12 protein-coding genes are annotated in these 21,170 nt (G+C 49.9%); 1 reads left to right on the top strand and 11 read right to left on the bottom strand.

Annotated elements, in window-relative coordinates; translation table 11 throughout:
* Positions 1-371 precede the first annotated feature (371 nt).
* The 5 genes from F0P94_RS07395 to F0P94_RS07375 all read right to left on the bottom strand — a co-directional run bounded on the left by F0P94_RS07395 (position 372) and on the right by F0P94_RS07375 (position 3,657).
* The gene (locus tag F0P94_RS07395) at positions 372-563 is read right to left on the bottom strand and encodes a hypothetical protein (protein WP_150903236.1); all 192 of its coding nucleotides are present in this window, start codon (positions 561-563) and stop codon (positions 372-374) included.
* A 127-nt stretch (positions 564-690) separates the two neighbouring features.
* A complete protein-coding gene (locus tag F0P94_RS07390; RefSeq protein ID WP_150903235.1) occupies positions 691-1,332 on the bottom strand; it encodes a c-type cytochrome in 642 nt (213 codons plus the stop codon).
* Positions 1,333-1,597: 265 nt separating this feature from the next.
* Complete coding sequence (locus F0P94_RS07385; RefSeq protein WP_150903234.1) at positions 1,598-2,380, bottom strand: TPM domain-containing protein; 783 nt, start codon at positions 2,378-2,380, stop codon at positions 1,598-1,600.
* Positions 2,381-2,469: 89 nt separating this feature from the next.
* Entirely contained in the window at positions 2,470-2,916 is a 447-nt protein-coding gene (locus F0P94_RS07380) for a TPM domain-containing protein (RefSeq protein WP_150903233.1), read from the bottom strand.
* Between the two features lie 162 nt (positions 2,917-3,078).
* Positions 3,079-3,657, bottom strand: a complete 579-nt coding sequence (locus F0P94_RS07375; protein ID WP_150903232.1) for a LemA family protein — start codon at positions 3,655-3,657, stop codon at positions 3,079-3,081.
* 301 nt (positions 3,658-3,958) lie between these two features.
* On the opposite strand from F0P94_RS07375, the gene F0P94_RS07370 reads away from it, so the two are divergent.
* Positions 3,959-4,957, top strand: coding sequence for a sugar phosphate nucleotidyltransferase (locus F0P94_RS07370; protein WP_150903231.1), 999 nt, complete (start codon positions 3,959-3,961; stop codon positions 4,955-4,957).
* A 704-nt stretch (positions 4,958-5,661) separates the two neighbouring features.
* Here F0P94_RS07370 and F0P94_RS07365 read toward each other — a convergent pair.
* The 6 genes from F0P94_RS07365 to F0P94_RS07340 form a co-directional block, all read right to left on the bottom strand.
* Positions 5,662-7,632 (bottom strand): OmpA family protein, encoded by a 1,971-nt coding sequence (locus tag F0P94_RS07365; RefSeq protein WP_225307147.1) that lies wholly within the window; start codon positions 7,630-7,632, stop codon positions 5,662-5,664.
* A 30-nt stretch (positions 7,633-7,662) separates the two neighbouring features.
* On the bottom strand, positions 7,663-8,622 hold the full coding sequence (locus F0P94_RS07360) for a PorP/SprF family type IX secretion system membrane protein (protein WP_225307146.1): 960 nt from the start codon (positions 8,620-8,622) through the stop codon (positions 7,663-7,665).
* Between the two features lie 13 nt (positions 8,623-8,635).
* Positions 8,636-12,550, bottom strand: coding sequence for a T9SS type B sorting domain-containing protein (locus F0P94_RS07355; RefSeq protein ID WP_150903230.1), 3,915 nt, complete (start codon positions 12,548-12,550; stop codon positions 8,636-8,638).
* 291 nt (positions 12,551-12,841) lie between these two features.
* Positions 12,842-14,821, bottom strand: coding sequence for an OmpA family protein (locus F0P94_RS07350; RefSeq protein ID WP_225307145.1), 1,980 nt, complete (start codon positions 14,819-14,821; stop codon positions 12,842-12,844).
* 17 nt (positions 14,822-14,838) lie between these two features.
* Positions 14,839-15,783, bottom strand: coding sequence for a PorP/SprF family type IX secretion system membrane protein (locus tag F0P94_RS07345; RefSeq protein WP_150903229.1), 945 nt, complete (start codon positions 15,781-15,783; stop codon positions 14,839-14,841).
* A gap of 49 nt (positions 15,784-15,832) precedes the next feature.
* Positions 15,833-20,722: an ice-binding family protein gene (locus F0P94_RS07340; protein ID WP_191906961.1), complete on the bottom strand. Its 4,890-nt coding sequence runs from the start codon at positions 20,720-20,722 to the stop codon at positions 15,833-15,835.
* Positions 20,723-21,170 lie beyond the last annotated feature (448 nt).

Here is a 21,170-nt window from a genome sequence, read left to right as displayed (position 1 = left end):
AAATTACGAATTAGAAATTGGCACTGGAAAGGGTAGGTTTTGAGGTGAAAAAGTACCTGAAGCTTTAGTTGGATATTCTTTGAGTCTTTTTCTTTTTCATTCCTGTTGGTAATGAAAAGCCTTGTTGGCTTGTTGCGATTAAGATACTTCTGGAATTGGTTTAGCCTGTAATTTAAGGCAGTTGTGTAGGAAAAATTACAAAACTCGACTTCAGTTTTTTTAGAAATTAAATCCTGAATATCCTTTTAATCTTTAAAATCTTGTTCTGACAATATTGCTTTCTATTAGATTCAACTCTAAACTTTTAACTTTTAACTCCTAATTAGCTTTCTCCCTCAAGCCGGGTGGCTTCGTTTTTGCGTTCGCGTCTTCTATTCAAACTGGCCTAGCGGCCTGCCTCCGGCACCGTATGAATAGGAGGCCGCTCTCACAAAAACTGGGATCAGCATTCCTCCGATCTGACTCTTCTCTTCAGATGTAAAATCAGATATTGTAGGCTCGCGCGACGCTGCGCTGGCGATATGTGTAAAATCAGCTTTAAAGGGAAATTCTGCTAATTTCATAATTCTGCAAATTCTGATTTCAGACAATTGTCCTGAAAATTCTATAATCCTGAAAATCCTGATTCAGACAAAAAGCTCCCTCTCCTGTTTTTAGGAGAGGGCTGGGGTGAGGTCTGTCCCCAAACCCTCAAGCCCCCTTTGGTTCGGAAGCTGGCACCACATTCTTAACCGGCTTTATGGATTTCAGGTAGGTAAAAATGGCGCGGAGTTCTTCGTCGGTAAAGTTCTTATAATTAGGCCAAGGCATGGGCGGCAGCAGCGTGCGGGAATTTTCCAGGCCGTGGTATTTCCCTTCTTTAAGAGCGCGTGTAAATTGTTCTTCCTGCCAGTTCCCGATGCCGGTTTCTTTGTCGGGGGTTAAATTAGAGGCGTAGGAAATGCCCCAGGGGCCGATCCAGGCGGTAAAATGCGGGTTAGCCAGTACATAGCCGTTTTTCAGGGCTTCCTGATTATAGGGAGCAAGTTTCATATTGGCCGGGTGGCCGGAAAGGCGCAAATCTTTGTCCACTTCGGGTATGGGGCCGCCCAGCTTCTTGGGAGAATGGCAGTCGTCGCAACCTACCGAGGCTACTAAATGCTCGCCTTTGGTTCTGAGCTCTTCCGGACTTAAGGTTGTGGCTTCCTCTCCGGCTAATTGTGGTTTATTTTCTTCGGTAGCGCTTGTTTGGCCGTAGTCTTTATTTGGTCCTTTGGAATCGGAGCAGGAATATGCCAGCAGCAATAAGATTATACCAAGCGCAAAAAGAACTGAAAAATGGTGCTTTTTCATAGGCGAAGATTTACATTAATACAAGCTGAAAGTTCCGGCAAGCTGCTCCAGGGTTCGTTCCTTTACATTGCCAGGCTCACCGGTTAAAAACATAAACTGATAACCACAGCAGGGCAAAGAAGTTTTAAGCTCTTCCGCTTTTTCAGCATAAGTAAACCAAAGCCGCTGATTCCTGGATTCCGGCATAACTGCCGGGCATAAAAAAACACCTGCTGGTCTGACAGGTGTTTTTAAAGAATGCTTGATCAGGCTTACGGGTATAGGGTTACCAGTCGCCGCTGGCGCCGCCGCCGCCGAAGCTGCCGCCGCCAAAACCGCCGAAACCTCCACCACCACCACCAAAGCCGCCTCCACCAAACGGGCCACGACCGCCCGAAAAATCGCCGAAGGTACCAAAGCCACCGTATGGGTTCATGAGCGTGCGCATGCCGCCGCCCCTCCGGCCACCACCGCCCCGGAAAATACGGGAGATAATAAACAGGGCCAGCAAACCAATAATGAGCCAGAAAAGTAAAGGCGAATCGCCGCCGTCCTGGTAATTTTTAGGTTCGGCCTGGTACTCGCCACTGGCCAGGAGTATGAGCTGATCGGTAGCGCTGTTGAGGCCGCCGTAAAAATCGTTTTGCCGGAAAGCTGGTTTAATGATCTGCTCGATGATGCGTTTGGCATAGGCATCGGGCACTACGTGCTCCAGGCCATAACCGGTAGAAATGTTTACTTTCCGCTCGTTTTTCGATACCAGTATCAGAATGCCGTTGTTCTTACCTTTGCCGCCAATGCCCCAGGTTTCGCCGATCCGGTAAGCATAGGAAGCAATTTCATAAGGCCCCAAAGAAGTAATGGTTACAATAGCGATCTGGGTAGAAGTAGTATCGTTGTAGTTTACCAGTTTCTGTTCCAGGGCCTGTTCTTCTTCCGGGCGCAACATATCGGCCAGGTCGTTTACCAGCCGCGGCGGATTGGGGCGCGGCGGAATATCCGAAGCCTCCTGGGCGAAAGCCAGAAAGGTCAGGAAACTGAAACAGATTAAAAGAAAGTACTTTTTCATAAAGAAATTATAGCGTTTCCGCCGCCGGAGACCGGCAGGCAAAGCAGCAATTAAAAAGGCAGAGCCGGGCGTTTAAACCAGCAAACCGGTTAATGGTCTTCGTCTTTGCCGAAGGAAATATCGTTCTTCAGTTCGTTCGTATCCGTCTGGGCATCGAAGGGGAAGAAAGTGCGCAAATGCTCCCCGGCCATTAAAATTCCTTTCGAAAGGCCTTTCCCGTAATCGCCATTCTTGAAAGCCGCCAGCACGTTGGTTTTTATATCGTCCCAGAAATTAGGAGGCACCACCGCGTTTATGCCCGCATCGCCGATCACGGCAAACTTGTGGCTTTTCAGGGCTACGTAAAACAGCACGCCGTTCCGCAATTTGGTCTGGTGCATGTGCAGGGCCGCAAAAACCTCCACAGCCCGGTCCAGCGGGTCTATCTGGCACTTGTTCTCGATGTGCACGCGGATCTCGCCGGACGTATTGGCTTCGGCCTGCTCAATGGCTTCAATTATCTCCTTTTCCTGGTCTTCGGTAATGATGTCGCGCATGTTTTTCTTCTAATGATTAATGTTTAATGAATAATGATTAATAATTCGTTTTAACCGAAATCCCAACAAGGCTTTTCAGATCAAAGATTATAGGGTTCCTAGCAGTTAACATTCTTTTGACAGAGTTATTAATCATTAATCATTAATCATTAATCATTCAATTTAAAATTGTACGCTTGGGGCGCGCTGGGCGTTTGGATCGGCGGCGAATGGGGTTTTACGCTCGAAATCGAACCAGCCGGCAATGATGTTGCGCGGGAACGAACGCACGTAGGTGTTGTAGTCCTGTACGGCTTCGTTGTATTTCATGCGTTCCACGGAAATGCGGTTTTCGGTACCTTCCAGCTGGGCCTGCAATTCCAGGAAGTTCTGGTTTGCTTTCAGTTCCGGGTATCTTTCCACCGTAACCATTAACCGCGACAAGGCGCCGCTTAACTGTCCCTGGGCTTCCTGGAATTTCTGCATATTTTCCGGCGTAAGCTGGTCGGGGCTTAACTGAATGCTGGTGGCTTTGGAACGCGCTTCGATTACCTGAGTCAGGGTTTCTTTTTCGAAATTGGCGGCCCCTTTTACGGTATTCACCAGGTTCGGCACCAGGTCGGCGCGGCGCTGGTAAGCGTTTTGTACCTGCGCCCATTTAGCAGCCACATTTTCATCCTTTGCCACCATTTCGTTGTAACCACAGGAAGTCTGCGAAAGCAGCACTACCAGACCAAAAAAGTAAAGCAATAATTTTTTCATAGTGTTTGTAAGTGATGTAAATTGTAAGAACCGGCAATATAAAGAAACCCGGGGTTTTTAAGGCAAAAATATAGCGTTTCGGCCAACGGGTTTCTGCCTCGCATAGCTACGCATTAATTTGCTTACAGTTTTCCGGCAAAACCAAAACAATGCTTTGCAAGTATACTTTCTGGCCGGAAATGCAAAGCCAATACCCGCACAAGCTTCTACAACTCAAGGCAATGTAAAGAATGTGTAAAACCTGCCGGCTTCCGGTTACCGAATGCTTAAAATGCTTACCTTGCCTTAAAATGCTGCACGTATGAAGGCTGTAATTCCGGTTGCCGGCATTGGCACCAAGCTGCGCCCGCACACCCACACCCAACCCAAGTCGCTGATTCCGGTGGCGGGGAATACCATTCTGGGCCACATCATCGAAAAGCTTTTACACGCCGGCATCCAGGATTTTGTCTTTATTATCGGGTACCTGGGAAATAAAATTGAAGCCTACGTAAAGAAGAATTACCCGCAACTGCACGCCGAATTCGTGATTCAGGAACCGCGCGAAGGCCTTGGTCATGCCCTATGGGTAGCCCGCGAGAATTTCCGCCACGAAGACAGCATCATGATCATGCTCGGCGACGCCATTGTGGACGTAGACCTGGAAAAGATCCTGGCTTCGCCCCATTCGGTGCTGTGCGTAAAAAAAGTGGATCAGCCAAGCCTTTTCGGCGTAACTGAAATAGGCGAAGATTCCTTTATTACCAAGGTTATTGAAAAGCCGCGCATCCCGAAATCGAACTTTGCGCTGGTAGGCTTGTATAAACTGATGCACCCGGAAAAGCTGGCCCAAAGCCTGGAGTACCTTGTGCAGGAAGGCATTAAAACCCAGAACGAGTACCACCTGACTGATGCGTTAATGGACCTGATCCGGAACGGCGAAAAAATCACGACCTGCGAGGTGGACCATTGGTACGATTGCGGCCGCAAAGAAACCTTGTTGCACACCAACGCCGTGTTGCTGAACCGCCCGGAATTTCAAAACTCCCATTATCCCGAATTCCCCAATACCATCATCATTCCGCCGGTAAGCATCGGAAAGAACTGCAGCATTTCCAATTCCGTGATCGGCCCGAACGTAGCCATTGGTCAGCATACGGTAATCGACTATACCATTCTTCGCGATTCCATTATCGGCGAATACAGCGAACTGCACGATACGGTCATGCACGATTCCATCATCGGTAACGATTCCAGCCTGAAAGGTTTAAGCCATAGCCTGAACATCGGGGATAATACGGAGATAAATTTCCGGGAGTAAGGCCCTGGGTTCTTCTTATTTTATTGAATGGATAGAGCGTGTTTTTTTTCTTCCATCAAAGCCTGCCTTTAACTTAGAAATTCATTGCCGTCTGCTTTAGCTGACGGACTTCAGGCAAACTTTATTCATGGCTTTAGTCTAAATGTTTTCTGCAAATGAATCGTTTGGCTAAAGCCTTCTAATGAAACATCCTGCTTTCCGTCAGCTAAAGCAGACGGCAATGAATTCCCATAAAGCAAGCTTTATAGAGTTGGTTAAAATCTGATGGTAACTATGGGTAACGTGATGAATTTGAAGAAGAAATTCCGACTTAGCAGTGTTGAAAAAACCTGCTATGATTAGTTGCTGTCCTTTCACCTCGGTCTGCGCCCTCACAGACCGAAGCACTGCAGTTAAAAGTTAAAAAGCTACCTGCTCATTAATGCATAATAAACGCTTTGCCCGGAAATGGCGGAATTTCTTGCCTCTTTCATAGTTTAGATAACAAAACCATTGCTAATTTTTCAGGCCTCTGCTTCGGTCTGTGGGGGCACAGACCGAGGTGATGTTGGTTATTAAAGAGGTGGATATGCCCTAGGTTGATAACAGGCTATGATAAATCAGAAATGAAATGGAACAAGAAGAGCCTGCGCCTTTCAGCACAGGCTCATAATCTAGGGCACTTTTTCTGTCTAAAACTGTAGCCTTTTCGGTTGAAAAACCCGCTACCGGATCAGCTTAAATTCGGTTCTCCGGTTAAGCTGGTGTTCTTCTTCCGAGCATTGTACGTTGTCTTTGCAACGATTCCGGAGTTTGGTTTCGCCGTAGCCTTTTGCTTTCAATCTGCGGGCATCGATCCCCTGCAGGATCATGTATTTCACGGCGGCCTCGGCGCGCAACTGCGACAGCAATTTATTATACCCTTGCGTCTGGCGGCTGTCGGTATGCGAACTCAGTTCTATCTTAATGTTCGGGTTGTCTTTCAGCATCACTACCATTTTATCCAGTTCTTTGGCTGCGTCCGGCCGGATGTCGAATTTGTCCAGGTCGTAGTAAATGTTCTCCACCACGTAAGAGTAATTCATCTTATTCTTGTTCATGGCCATATCGATTTTGATCATATCCACCACCGATTTGCAATCCGGCGTAATGGTAGAGGATTTGGTTAAATAACCCGACTTCACACCCTTAATGGTATATTCAATGCCAGCGGTAATCGGGAAGGTAAAGTTACCATCGGCGTCGGAATAGGTGGTTTGAGGAATGGAATCGCCGGGTTTATAAAGGCGAAGCATTACTCCGGCAATAGGTTTGGGTTTGGCCTGCAATTGCTGCGCCACCGGCTGCTCCATAACCCGGCCATCGAGCTTACAGGGCAGTTGTTCCGGCTTAAAGCTGTAAATATTATCTACCCCGGTTTCGCTGTTGCGGTTCGAAGAGAAATATCCTTTTTCAGTACCCGGTTCAAAAACGATCCCGAAATCATCGGCTCCGGAATTAAATGGCGGCTCCATATTTTTTACTTCATTCCACTGGTCGCGGGAACCCTGCACCGAAAACAAATCCAAACCGCCCATTCCTACATGTCCGTCGGAAGAAAAGTATAAAGTGCCATCGGCTGCTACTACCGGAAATGTTTCTTTACCCGGAGTATTTACGGTTGGCCCGCAATTAACCGGTTTGCTCCAGGAACCATTGGCCTGCCGTTCACAGAAATACAGATCGGTCTGGCCTTTTCCGCCCGGCATATCCGAAACAAAATAAAGCAGCTTGCCATCCGGAGAAAGCGCCGGGTGCCCCACCGAATATTCTTTGTGGTTATTATATGCAAACGGTTTGGCGGCAGTCCAGGCATCGCCTTTAAATTCAGAAGTGAAGATCTCCAGCCGGTTCAGGAACTGGTCTTTGGCCGGAACGGGTTGCCAGCTCGTAGGGTCGGAGTTGCCGTTGCGGCGGCGCACCGGCTCTTTGTTGGTACGGGTAAAGAAAATGGTATCGCCGGAGGCCGAAAATGTGGCTGCCGCATTATGAAAGGATGAGTTTATCCGGTTTGGCAAAGCCGCCGGTGCGCTCCAGTTTCCGGTAGAATCCTGCTGAATGGTGTAGAGTTGCAGGTAAGGTTTTCCCGTCCAGCTATACATGCCCATTTTGGTTTTCCGGTCGCGGTCAGAGGAAAACACCAGGCCTTTTTTATAGAAAACCGGGCTAAAATCGGAATTCTCGGAATTGAAATGCTCCTTTTTGATGTCTATTCTTTTGGGATTGGCCTGCCACGCCAAAGCCTGGTCACAAGCCGTAATCAGCTGGTTTACCTGTTCGGCTTTGGTTTTATCTTTATCCAGTACCTGCTGAAATACTTCTTTGGCGCGTTCGTATTTTTCGTTCCGTCGCAACGCCTCGGCGTAATTGTACTGGGTTTCGACGCTCACCTTCGGGAAATTCATGGTCTGGGCATACCAGAACTCGGCTTCCTTGTTGTTGTTCATTTGCCGGTAGCTGTTCCCTAAACCTTCCAGCACTTCCAGAGAAGGCTCCTTTTCGTCGAGCAGCTTTTTATAGGCGGCAATTGCCTGGGGATATTTCATTTCCTCGTACAGGCGGTTGGCTGCTTTCAGCGGAAGCTGCGCCCGGCCAGGCTGGCTGCCGAGCAGGCAAAACAGTAGGGTAAAAAATAAAAAAAGCGGTTTCAGTTTCATGGGAAGATGCAGGCAGAAAAAGCGATCAGGTTAGAAGTAGCGGGGTGTAAGCATCCGGCTATCATCTTTTTTAAGGAAATAATATCCCAGGGAAAATTCGTGGCTGGCATATTCGCTCAGGCCGGTCAGGGTAAAATCATGCGCATACCCGATCTTGATCTTCTTCGTAAGGTAAAGCTCCACGATACCCGCCACGGCATTCTTCATTCCCAGGTCTTTGTCCAGAGAGGCTTCCGGCAGCAGGTGTACGCCCGTGCGGTACGAGGCTCCGAGCCAAAGGCGTTCGGCAAACAGCACAAAGGTATTCAGATCCAGGTTGGTAGGCGCTTTAAAATCACTTTTCAGCAAAAAGCTCGGTTTAAACTTCACCATGCTTCCCAGGTTAAAAACATAGCCGGAAGTTAAAAAATAATGCCGTTCCGGCGTAAGCACGTAATCGCTTTTAGCGCCAATTAAATTCGCTCCGGAAAAACCGGCATAAAACTGTTCGGTATGGAAATAAACTCCTGCCTGGGCATCGGGCAAGAGGGAGGAGAACTTCGAATTCGGAATGGCCGGATCGTTGGGGTTTACCGTTTTCAGCATGCTGCCGTCTATGGAATACTGGCTTACGCCGCCGGCCAGGCCGAAACTTAGCCGGCCTTCATAACTTACCGGCAAATGCACCGACCCGCTGGCCAGAATATTCAACCTTCCCTGAGCGCCTACTTTATCGTTCACAACCTGAAGCCCCACGCCAAGCCGGTTGTTTTTAAGCGCCCCGTCTGCCGCAAAGGTCTGGGTGGTAGGCGCACCTTCCAGGCCGGCCCACTGGCTCCGGTACATGGCATTGGCATTTAAGATCTCTTTGGTACCCGCATAAGCCGGATTAATAATCAACCCGTTGAAAATGTACTGGGTGTACTGGGCACTTTGTTGGGCATAGACCGCACCGGCAGCCAGCCAGAGGCAAAAAATAAGCAATATCTGTCGCATTCCTCGTAAATTCATCTTCCTTTAAAGTTTAGCGTGCAATCATTACAAACCCTTTAAAGGTTTTCTCTACCTCGTTACAAAGCTTCACCCGCAGTATATAATAGTAGGTGCCGGCCGCCAGGTCTTTCCCGTTCCAGTTCTGCTGGTAATTCTTCGTACGGAAAACTTCATTTCCCCAGCGATTTATTACCGTAACCTCATTATCGGGGTAGTTATCCAGTTCCGGAATTTCCCACACATCGTTTATGCCATCGTTATTCGGGGAGAAGGCATTTGGTACATCCAGGGTAATATCGCCGCTTACTTTCAGTTTCAGGGGTTTGCCGGAACAGCCATCGTTCTGCACAGCTACGGCCACCGAACCGGTGTCGGCTGAAACCGTTACCTGAATGGCCGGCGTTCCCTGTCCTTTGGTTATGGCCCAGCCTTTCGGTACGGTCCAGAAATAACTGGTAGCTTCTGCAACCGGCGTAACCGAATAGCTGCGGGAGGTACAGGTCAGGTTTTCAATTTTCATCTTCCCGGTAATTACCGGCAGCGTTCTCACGTTCACCACAAAAATAACTGTAGCGCTCCGGCCGCAATCATTTAAGGCATCTACCATTATATTCCCGTTCGTATCGCCGGCCTTTACCACAATGCTGGTAGTGCCCTGCCCGGAGATGATCTGCCAGCTATTAGGCACCGTCCAATTATAAGAACTCGCGCCGGAAACGCTGGCAATGGAATACGTTAAATCTTCCTCGCCTTCACAAACCCGGTCACGGCCCGAGATCAAACCGGTTAGCACCGGCGGCGTGGTATTCGGCGTTACGGCAAAGGTGGCAGCGGGGGCCGCTCCGCAACCGTTCGAAGCAATTACGGTAATGTTACCAGCCGCGCTGCCCGCCCTCACGGTTACCGTATCATTCCCCTGACCGGACAAAATGTTCCAGCCCGGCGGCACGGTCCAGGTATAGGTATCGGTTCGGCTTGCGCCAGAGGTTACATACGTAATAGTTCTTCCCAGACAAGGCCCCGCCAGACCGGAGATCCTGCCCGAAGAATCCGGTGCGCTGGATGCAGGATTTACAGGAATATTCACTGGTAAACTGGTGCCGCAATTATTAGCCGCGGTAACCTCTACCTGCCCGGAAGTATTGCCTACCTCAACTTCAATGCTGTTAGTGCCAGAACCTTTGGTTATGATCCAACCCTGCGGTAAGATCCAGTTATAAACGCTGACACCCGGAATAGCGGCAACCTGGTACTTCACCTTGGTTTGACCGATACAAGGCACTCCGCTCCCGGAAACAGGCCCTACCACCGGCACGGTCCTGTTCGATGGCGTAACCACCAGGGTGCTGAAAGCGCCGCTTCCACAGCCGTTTACCGGCGCTACCGAAACGTTTCCGCTTTGAGCTCCTATAGTAACGGTTATATTGTCGGTACCCCGCCCGGAAATGATCTGCCAGCCGTTCGGCACGGTCCAGTTATAGCTGGAAGCGCCCTGCACCGGCTGGGTAGAATAAACAGCGGAGGTCTGCCCGATACAAGGATTAATGCTTCCGGTTATAGGTTTGGCCGGGCCAGGGGCAACGGTACTCATGGTAACCGTTAAGGTAGTATCGAGGCTGGAACCACAGCCATTTACGGCAGTTACTGAAATAGTGCCTCCCGATGTGATATTCCGAACAGAAATTGAGTTGGTTCCCTGCCCGGAGTTTATGGTCCAGCCCTGCGGTACGGTCCAGTAATAGGCCGAAGCAAAGGGCACTGCTGCTACTGAATACGTAAGGCCGTTCTGGTTCAGGCAAACATTGGCATTTCCGTTAATGGCTCCCGGCCTGGCCGGTTCGGCCGTAGCACTGTTTACCACCATGCTTATCGCAGTACTGCTTCCGCAGCTGTTTTCCGCAATTACAGAAATCACGCCGCCGGTAGTACCCGGAGTAACATCTATACTGTCTTTTCCTTGACCGGCATTTATGGTCCAGCTGGCAGGTACGGTCCAGGTATAGCTAACGGCGCCGGGAATTACCGGCACGCTGTAAATATTATTGGTATTGCCTACGCAAGGCACCGGGTCGCCCAAAATGGCTATCGGAGCGGCAGGTGGCGAGGCGACCGGCAGCACCGGAACCGATACGGCAGGGCTGGAGCCGCAACCATTATCGGCTGTCACGGAAACAAGCCCTCCGTTACTACCAGCCAAAACGGTAATGGCATTTGTTCCCTGTCCTGATGCAATGGTCCAGCCATTAGGCAGTGACCAGGTATACCCGGAAGCGCCGCCTACGGCAGCCACGGAGTACACAAAATTCACTTGGCCAACGCACGGACTACCGCCCGGACCGGTTATGATTGCAACCGGAGCAGGCGGCACGCCTGTTTGCGGAGTTACGGCAAGCGCACTGGTTATACTGGTTCCGCATCCGTTAGCAGCCGTAACCTTTATGGAATCGGCAAGGCTGCCTACATTTACCGTAATCTGGTTCGTATTCTGGCCTGCCACAATTGTCCAGTCACCCGGGACCGTCCAGTTATATTTATTTACGCCGGCCTGGGCCGCAACGCTGTAGATTACACCCGTTTGATTAATACAAGGAAAAATATCGCCGGAAATTACAGCCGGTTGGTCGGGCGCTTTGGTGGCTGGCGTTACCTGCAAACTGCTTACCGGGCCTTCGCCACAGTTATTCTCGCCCACCACCGAAATCAAACCGCCCGTTGTGCCTGCAAATACGGTAATACTATCAGTACCCTGCCCGGAAACTATCGTCCAACCAGTTGGTACCGTCCAGTTGTATTGGGTCACATCGGTTGCGGCAAGTACAGTATAAACCAGGCTATCCTGCCCCACGCAGGGATCGCCGGCAAAAGGCGGAATAATATTACCAAGCGTAAGCGGCAATTTCACCGACTTTACAGGAAGTTCGCTCTTGGGACTCAAGCCACAGATGTTCGCGCCTTCCACCGAAATTACCCCGCCGGTGGCACTGGTATTTACCGTAATAGCATGCGTTCCCTGCCCGGCAGTAATTACCCACCCGGCCGGCACTTTCCAGGTATAATCTTCAACGTTCGAATTTTCAGTTACCGAATAAACCTTTCCTATCGCATTTTCACACACCACCGTATCGCCGGTTATTACCGACAAACTATCCGGCTTTCTGGTGGCAATAACCTTTAAGGAGTCTAAAGTACTGGTACCACAAGTGGTGCTTCCTCTTACATACACATAAGCCGTTAAGGTATCGTTTCCTGGTTTTAACAGAATGGCATTACTTCCCTGTCCGGATATGATCGTCCACGTAGGGGGAACAAACCAGGTAAAGCCTACGCCGGGAACATTGGTAACCGAATACGTACTACTATCTTTTATGCACAGATTCAATGGCCCTTTTATAATGCCTGGATCAGGCGGCCGCACGCAGATCGTGGCAGGAGAACTGTTATTAGCAGGCGTGGCATCAATAGACCCGTCTAAATTCGCATAAGCCACGTTTGTTATCTGACCACCTTTGGTAGTTCGTGCAAAGATTGTAAACGTGGCGGAATCACCAATGGCGAGGGCGTTGATTATCCATCTTTCTGCTGCCCTATCATAACCCGGACTGGCACCTAAATAGCTTAAGCCCGTAGGAAGGGCATCTTCCACAAAAACGTTTCGCTCCAGTGTTGTTCCTTCGTTATATACTTTAATCGTAAAAGTTACGCTTTCGCCAAAATCGTAAAAGAACTTATTTGCCGTTTTTTTTATGCGTAGGTCCGGGCCGACAGAGCCTTTTTTTTGATTTCCGGATAAAACTTTCTTCCCTGAACCTGTAGCCCTTTGGGCAGTATTTTTTTTACCGGGAAAAAGCGCCCCCTTTTCTGTGCCGGTTAAGAGCGGCATGGCTACGCCTGGAATATAGCCGGCAAGCAGCAAAAAGAACAAAGACAGGAATATATTCTTACCCATGAATCAATTATGAATCAAAAAACATTGAACTTTAAACAGCTAACTAAAAGAAGATAAAGCAGGTATCAGTACACAAAACTTAACACCACAAATATGTGCAAATTTTGCAAAGTATTTAAACAAAAGACAAGATAAATATAAATGACCCTATATTTATTTTTAATATTTATCTAATTTTCCATTAAGGATATTCATTAATTATGAATTTATTATGAAAAAATAAGCCTGCGCTTAAATAAACGCAGGCTTACTACAAATAAAATAAGTAAAAGTTTTTCCAGCGAAAATGCTTTACCGGATCAATTTGAATTCGGTTCTCCGGTTCAGCTGATGCTCCTGTTCAGAACATTTCACACCGTCCTTACAGCGGTTCAGCAGCTTCGACTCGCCGTAGCCCTTGGCTGTAATGCGTTTTTTGTCAATTCCCTGAGAAATAATGTACTCCACGGCGGCATCGGCCCGTAACTGGGAAAGCATTTGGTTATAGCCGTTGGTTTGCCGGCTATCGGTATGCGAACTCAGTTCGATCTTAACTTCCGGGTTATCCCGCAGCATTACCGCCAGTTTATCCAGTTCTTTGGCCGCATCCGGCCGGATCTCGTGCTTGTCGACGTCATAATAAATATTCTCTACGATGTAAGAATTGTTCACCACGTTCTTGTTCAGTGTCATGTTCAGCTTGATCATATCGAGCACGCTTTTGCAGTCCGGGGTTACCTCAGCTGACTTGGTCAGGTAACCACTCTTAATGCCTTTTATGGTATATTTTATGCCCTGCTCAATATTGAAACTGAATCTTCCGTCAGCATCGGAATAAGCCACAATAGCAGCCGTATCGTTCGGATGGTAAAGTTTTAACCTTACGTTGCTTACCGGTTTCGGCGGGTCCTGGTTATGCTTAGCTACGGCCTGTTCTACTGTGCGACCTTCCAGCGTGCACGGAATCCGGTAAGGCTTAAAGGAATAAATATTATCGGTGCCGTTCTCACTGTCGCGGTTCGAAGACAAATACCCGTTCTCGCCGTTAGGCTCGAAGATAATTCCGAAATCATCGTTGCCGGAATTCAGCGGGGCCTGCAGGTTTGCCACTTCTTTCCAGTTCTCTTTTTCTCCTTTGGCCGAAAACAGATCCAACCCGCCCATTCCTACGTGACCATCGGAGGAAAAATAAAGCGTACCGTCAGCAGCTACGGCCGGGAAAGCTTCACGGCCGGCGGTATTTACCGTAGCGCCGCAATTTACCGGCTTGCCCCAACTGCCATCACGCATTTTCAGGCAATAGTACAGATCGGTTTCCCCTAAGCCTCCTGGCATATCGGAAGCAAAGTACAGTACCTGTCCGTCGGGAGAAAGCGCCGGATGGCCCACCGAATATTCCCGGGCTTTGTTGTAGGCAAAGGCTTTCGGTTTGGTCCATTTTCCGTTCTTAAACTCGGAGCTGTAAATTTCCAGGCGGCTGACCAGGTCATTTTTCTTCGGGTGTTCTATCCAGCTGGTCGGGTCGGTGTTGGCTTTGCGCTGGCGGAACTGTTCTTTGTTTACCCGCGTGAAGAAAACCGTATTCCCATCCTTCGAAAAAGTAGGCGAGGCGTTGTGATACGTGGTATTCAGTTCTTCAGGCATGGCCACCGGCTGTCCCCAGTTCTTGTCTTTGCCCTTTTCTACGTAATAAAGCTGCAGATAGGGCCTTCCGTTCCAGGCATAAACTTCCTGCTGGGCACCTTTCTTCGGGTTCTCCCGGTCGGAAGAAAAGACGATGCCATTTTTATAAAAGACCGTACCAAAATCTGAATTGCCCGAATTAATGGATTCTTTCTTCAGTTCGATGCTTTTCGGGTTCTTCAGCCAGTGCATGGCTTCATCGCAGGCAGCTGCCATTTTATGAGCCAGCGCGGCTTCGGCCTGCACCTGAGCCCCGTATTGCAGGTAGAGTTGTTTGGCTTTGGCATAATTCCCGTTGCGGCGGGCAGCTTCGGCATAATAAAACAGGTTTACGCTGGCAGCCTCCGGGAAAGCCAGCACTTGGGCATACCAGAATTCAGCTTCCTTGCTGTTGTTCATTTGCCGGTAACTGTGCGCAATACGCTGGGTTACCTCCAAGGTAGGCTCGGCTTTGTCCAATACTTTTTTATAAGCTTCGGTTGCCTGGGCAAAAGCCATTTCCTCGTACAGGCGGTTGGCAGTTTTCAGATCGGCCTGGCCCAAAACGGGCTGTGCGAAGCCAATACAAAACAGTAGGGCAGAAGGTAAAAAAAGTGCTCTTAGTTTCATCTTTAAAGCTTCGGTAATTAGAAATAGCGGGGTGAAAGTAAACTGGTTCCTTCTTTTTTCAGGATGTAATACCCCAGGGAAAATTCATGGCTCGGGTAGCTGCTCAAACCGGTCAGGGTTACGTCGTAGGAATATCCGAGCTTGATCTTAGGCGTGAGGTAAACTTCGGCAATGCCGGCCCAGGCGTTTGCCAGGTCCACGTTTTTAGCAGCTCCGGTTTTCTTGAAAAGGTTTACCCCCGTGCGGTAAGAAGACCCGATCCAGATCCGCTCGGCAAACAGCACAAAGGCATTCAGATCCAGGTTGGTAGGGCCGTTAAAATCTTCTTTCAGTAAAAAACTGGGCTTGAATTTCACGTGTTCCCCCAGGTCAAAAACATAACCGGAAGTCAGGAAATAATGCCTTTCCGGCGTAAGCACGAATTCATTTTTAACCGGCACCAGGTCTGCGCCCGATAAGCCGACGTAAAGGCGGTCGGTATGAAAATAGAAACCGGCCTTCACGGATGGCACAATTTCGGTGATCTTCGAATTCGGGATATCCGGGTCGTTGGAGGCAGTTGCTTTCAGGGCTGTGCCATCGAGCGAATGCTGCGTAGCGCCACCAGCCAGACCAAAACTCAGTTTACTTTTTCCGCTTAAAGGCATACGGATCGCGGCGCTGGCCAATACGCTTAACTGCCCCTGGGCGCCTAAGCGGTCGTTAATTGCCTGCAGCCCCAGCCCGATCTTGTTTTTCTTAACCGTCCCATCAACGCTGAAGGTCTGCGTGGTTGGCGCTCCTTCCAGACCGGCCCACTGGTCGCGGTAGATCGCACTCAGGTTCCACATTTCCTTACTGCCGGCGTATGCCGGGTTAATTACCAACCCATTAAAAATGTACTGGGTATACTGGGCACTTTGCTGCGCAAACGCACTTCCGGCCACCATCCAAATCCCCAAAAAAATAACTATACGGCGCATTCTTTTATAAAAATTTCACTCCTGATCTTTCTTTCCGATTATCCGCTAATTAGCGCACGATCATCACGTACCCTTTAAAGGTTTTCTCTTCGTTGTTGCACAGTTTCACCCGGAGGATGTAGTAATAAGTACCTCCGCTCAGGCTGCCGCCCTGCCAGCTATTACGGTAGCCTTTCTGTTTGTACACTTCATTACCCCACCGGTTAATGACCGTCAGTTCGTTATCCGGGTAGCTTTCCAGGTTCTTGATTTCCCACTGCTCGTTTATGTCGTTGCCGTTAGGCGAGAACACGTTCGGGATCTCCAGGTCAGCCGCCAGAGCTTTCGCATCGACTACGGCGCTTACCGGAACGCTTGTACAGCTGGCATTTTTAGCCGTTACCGAAATGGTGTCTCTTCCCGGAGCGGCCTCCACGGTAATAACCGGCGTGCCAACCCCGGAAGTGATCTTCCAGCCGGCAGGCAGCACCCAATCGTAAGAAGTGGCTCCCGGCACCGGCGTTACCGAATATTTCAGGCCTTTGCACGGAGAGCTTTCATCTTGAATTTTCCCCGTAAATGTCAGCGATGAGCGGATGATTACGGCCAGGCTGTCTGCTGTTCCGTTTCCGCATTGGTTGGCTACTATTACCTTAATATATCCATCTGTACTGCCAGCTTCCACCGTAATGCTATCGGTGCCCTGCCCGGAAGTAATCAGCCAGCCATCCGGCACGGTCCAGAAATAATTTTCGGCACCGGCAACTGGTTTTATGAAATAAGCCAATCCTGTTTCATTGGAGCACACATTGGCATTACCATTTATAGCCCCGCCAACAATTACCGGCGTGGTGGTGGTTGGGGTAACTGTTAGCGTAGTTGCTGTTCCTGCGCCGCAACCGTTCGAAGCCACTACCGAAACCTGCCCGGCAGTGCCATCAGGTGTAACAGTAATGCTGGTTGTTCCCTGTCCTACGTCAATGGACCAGCCCGCTGGTACGGTCCAGGTGTAGCCCGTAGCACCAATCACGACATCGGTTGCATAAGTGGTAGCCGTGTTCCCCACGCAAGGGGCCACCGGTCCGGAAATAATGCCTGAAGTGATCGGAGTAGAAGAAGTAGGGGTACTGAACAGGGTACTGGCCGTGCTGCTGCCGCAGCCGTTTTCCGCTCTTACCGATACCGTTCCGGCTGCCGATCCGGTAGTAACTGTAATGCTGGTAGTTCCTTGTCCTGAATCGATGGTCCAGCCGGCCGGTACCGTCCAGGTATAAGCCGATGCCCCGGTTACGGGAGCAATAGAATACGTTAAGCCCGACTGACCGGCGCACGGGCTGCCACTGAAAGGCGCAGTAATTGCACCAGGCGCAGGTGGAGTGCTGGTAGTTACCATAACCGGCAAAATAGCAGGTGCGCTTGCCCCGCAACCATTGGAAGCAACTACCTCAATATTGCCCGCTGCTGTTCCAGGAGTTACTACTATGCTGCCGCTACCCTGGCCGGAAACAATTAGCCAGCCCGCTGGCACGGTCCAGGTAAAAGCAGCCGTATTTCCCTGAATCGGTACTGAGTAGGTGATATTTCCGCCCGAAGTACAAGGCACGCTGTTTCCAATAATGCTTCTGGGAGTTGCCGGATTACTGAAGGTTGGTGTTGCCGCCAGCGTGCTCGCCACGCCCGTACCGCAGCCATTAGCCGCCGTTACCGTAACGGTGCCGGCCGTAGTGCCAACCGTTACGTTTATAGAAGGCGTGCCCTGACCAGCAGTAATCGTCCAGCCGGTTGGAACGGTCCAGTTATAAGAAGATGCTCCGGCAACAGCTGCTACAGCGTAAGTTGCCCCGGTTTGTCCGATGCATGGCACACTGCTTCCGGCAATTGCTCCCGGCGCTGGTGCTGCTGCGCTGGAAGGCGTAACGGCAAGCGTGCTGATAGCACCGTTTCCGCAGCTGTTTACCCCGCGCACAGTAACTGCCCCGCTGTTATTGCCGGTTGTAACGGTAATGCTGGTCGTGCCTTGTCCGGAAGTAATCGTCCAGCCGGCGGGCACGCTCCAGGCATAATTCGATATGCCGGTTAAACCTGCAATGGAATACGTAACGTTGCTTTGACCGGTGCAGGGAACAATATTCCCGGAAATTGCGCCCGGTGCAACCGGCGGGTTTACATTAGGAATAATGGTAAACGTTCTGGGAGCGCCGCCGCCGCAACCATTAGTGGCCGCTACCGAAATTGTTCCGCCGGCCGTTCCTGTATTTACAGTAATAGTAGGGGTTCCCTGGCCGGAAATAATGGTCCAGCCGCTTGGCACGCTCCAGGTATAACCGGAAGCATTAGCAACCACCGGAATGGAAAATGTAATCCCATTTTGATTAATGCAGACATCCGAACCACCGGTTATTGCGCCTGGCATAGCCGGAACGGCACTGGCAGCGGTAACCGGCAGCAGCGTTGCCGTACTGACGCCACAATCGTTCATGGCCATTACACTGATGTTTCCGTTCGTATTGCCGGCAATTACCTGAATAGAAGTGGTTCCCTGCCCGGAGGTAATTGTCCAGCCGGTTGGCACGGCCCAGATGTAACTGGTAGCGCCGTTTACAAAAGCAATGGAGTAACCATTATTCAAACTTCCGGCACAAGGGATAGCGTTCCCGGCAATAGAAACCGGAGCCGGCGGCGGCGTGGAAGTAGGCGTAAGCGCCAGCGTACTGGCCGTGCTCGAGCCGCAGCCATTTGCCGCCACCACCGAAATTAAACCGGCTGCATTGCCGGCCGTTACGGTGATCGTTGGCGTACCCTGTCCTGCAGTAATAGCCCAGCCGGTTGGCACTGTCCAGGTATACGTAGAGGCTGCGCTTACCGGAAGAATCGTATAGGTCATATTCGCGCGCCCGGCACAAGGGGCACCACCGGCGCTACCTACAATAACGCCCGGAGTTGGCGGCACGGTAGATGAGGGCGTTACCACTGCCGTACTGGCCGAACTGGTTCCGCAGCCATTCGAAACCGATACATCTACCGTACCGGCTGCCGTCCCAAGTGAAACATTAATACTATTAGTGCCCTGGCCGGAAACAATGGTCCAGTCATGTGGCACGGTCCAGTTAAAAGTGGTTACTCCCGGTTGTGCCGGAACGGAATACGTAACGTTGGTTTGCCCGATACAAGGAATAAATTCTCCGGTAATAGGACCAGCCGTTAAAGGGGGGTTGGTTGCCGGCACTACGGTCATGGTGCTGACCGGGCTGTCGCCGCAACCATTGGAAGCAAATACAGAAATGGTACCATTATTACTGCCCACCGTAACTACAATAGAGGGAGTACCCTGGCCGGAAACAATGGTCCAGCCAGCCGGCACGGTCCAGGTATAGGAAGAGGCCTTGGGTACCGGCTGAACAGAGTAGGTTAAACTTACCTGCCCTACGCATGGGTTTCCGGCAAATGGCGGACTGATCTGCCCCGGTGCTACCGGTGCGGCAGATGCCGGTTCTACGTTCAGATTGGAAGGATTGCTTGTTCCGCAATCATTGGAGGCAATTACCGAGATTACCCCGGCACTTGCCCCAGCGGTAACGGTAATGCTGGGCGTTCCCTGGCCGGAAGTAATGGTCCAGCCGGCAGGCACTGACCAGGTGTAATTTGAAACTGCTAATTGCTGGGGGATGCTGTAAACGTTGCCGGTTGTGAACTGGCAGGGCACTGCATTACCTGTAATTGCCGGCAGATCTGCAGGCGGGGGAGGAAACGCTAATATTTTTTTGATGCTTGGCAGACTTTCGCCGCAGCCATTGGAAGCAATTACCGACACGATGGCCGAGGCTGTATCCGGACCTGGCAACAGATTAATGGAAGTAGTGTTCTGCCCGGACATGATGGTCCAGCCACTTGGCACACTCCAGGTATAGCTGGTGGCACCAGCTACAGCGGGGATTGAATAGGTGTTTCCGATTCCTCCGATACAAAGCACATCCGGGCCAAGGATAGCGGTCGGTTTTGCAGGCCGGGCACAGATCGTAACCGTAGAGGCATTGTTCAACTGATTATTATCGATTCCATCGCCGGTAACAGTAGCGGTGTTGGTGATAAAATTAGGAGCAATAATGGTGGCCGTAATGGTTAAGGTATCGGCAGCGCCGTTATTGAGCACATCGATGGACCAGAATCCCGTTGCAGGATTATAAGTGGTTTTGTTACTCGTCTGGAAGCTTTTGTAAGTAAGGCTTGCCGGCAGGATATCGTTTACCAGCAGGTTGGTTTCGTTACTCGGGCCAAGGTTCTTTACTACTACTTTGTACGTGATCAGGTCGCCCACGGAATAGGGGCCTGCATTAACGGTTTTTTCAATGGAAATATCAGAATTGAATCGCGGAGGCGGGATGGTGAGCGGGTTATTATCCAGGGAAACAAAGCCGTTGCGCGCTAACAGGCGCCCCTGTAAAATGGCGCCATTCCCCATGGTTATATTTTGGTCGGCCATTACGGTGCCTTTGAAATTGGTTCCGGCTGCCATGTTTACTGACCCGGTAACCTGCCAGAAAATATTGGGGGAACGGGCTCCCTGGCGCATATTCAGGATAGCATTCGGGCTGGTAGTTAAATTTCCCAGCACCTGGAAAATAAAAACTGCATTGGCATTGCCGCTGCCGTCCAGGGTCAGGGTGCCGGTAAGATCGGCGTTGCCGTTGAACCGGTAAACGCCGGCAGTCAGGTTGCGCCCTCCCAGGTTCTGCCCGGTAAGGTTAACGGTAGGCGCCTGGGCGGCTACATTGTTGTAGGCAATGGTAAGATCGGTATGGGCATTCTGGGAAGTAGCATTGTTTATGTGCTGGGAACCGTTGATATACCCCGGAGGAAAACCGGTGATCGTATTGCCTGGCCAGATGCCAACGTTATCGTAAATAATACTGTTACCCGTATTGGTAATGCTGCTCCCGGCAAGCACCGTGAAATTACCCATGGTACCCAAATTTGGTTTCACCTGAGCAAATGCATTGAGAACGGATAAAACAAAAAATAATTTAATAAGTACAATTCTATTCATACACAACCAACATTCAAATCTTTATATTATGCTACCACAACCTTTATTATCAATAATTGCAGTATAACAATAGCAAATCAAACAAATATCCTGATTTTTTCGCAAAAAAAATAACGCCTGAGCGCGTTTCAGGCATTTTAACAAAATATTCAAGTTTTAAACAAGAAAAATGAAAAGTTACTGATTGTGTGCTTTATAGCGTTAAAAACAAAGCAAAAACGAGGGGCAATCTGTTAAAAAATCAAAACTTCAGAAATGCTTGCTACTAGAACAAACTTCAAAATATATAAAATTATAATTAATACAGCTCAGCATGCATTTAACCAACAAATAACCAACAAAACACGCATTGTTTCAGCTAAAG

Origin of the sequence: Adhaeribacter soli (assembly GCF_008727925.1) — a bacterium.
In the GTDB taxonomy this organism is placed as follows: Bacteria; Bacteroidota; Bacteroidia; order Cytophagales; family Hymenobacteraceae; genus Adhaeribacter_A; species Adhaeribacter_A soli.
This window is presented reverse-complemented; position numbering and strand designations above follow the sequence as displayed.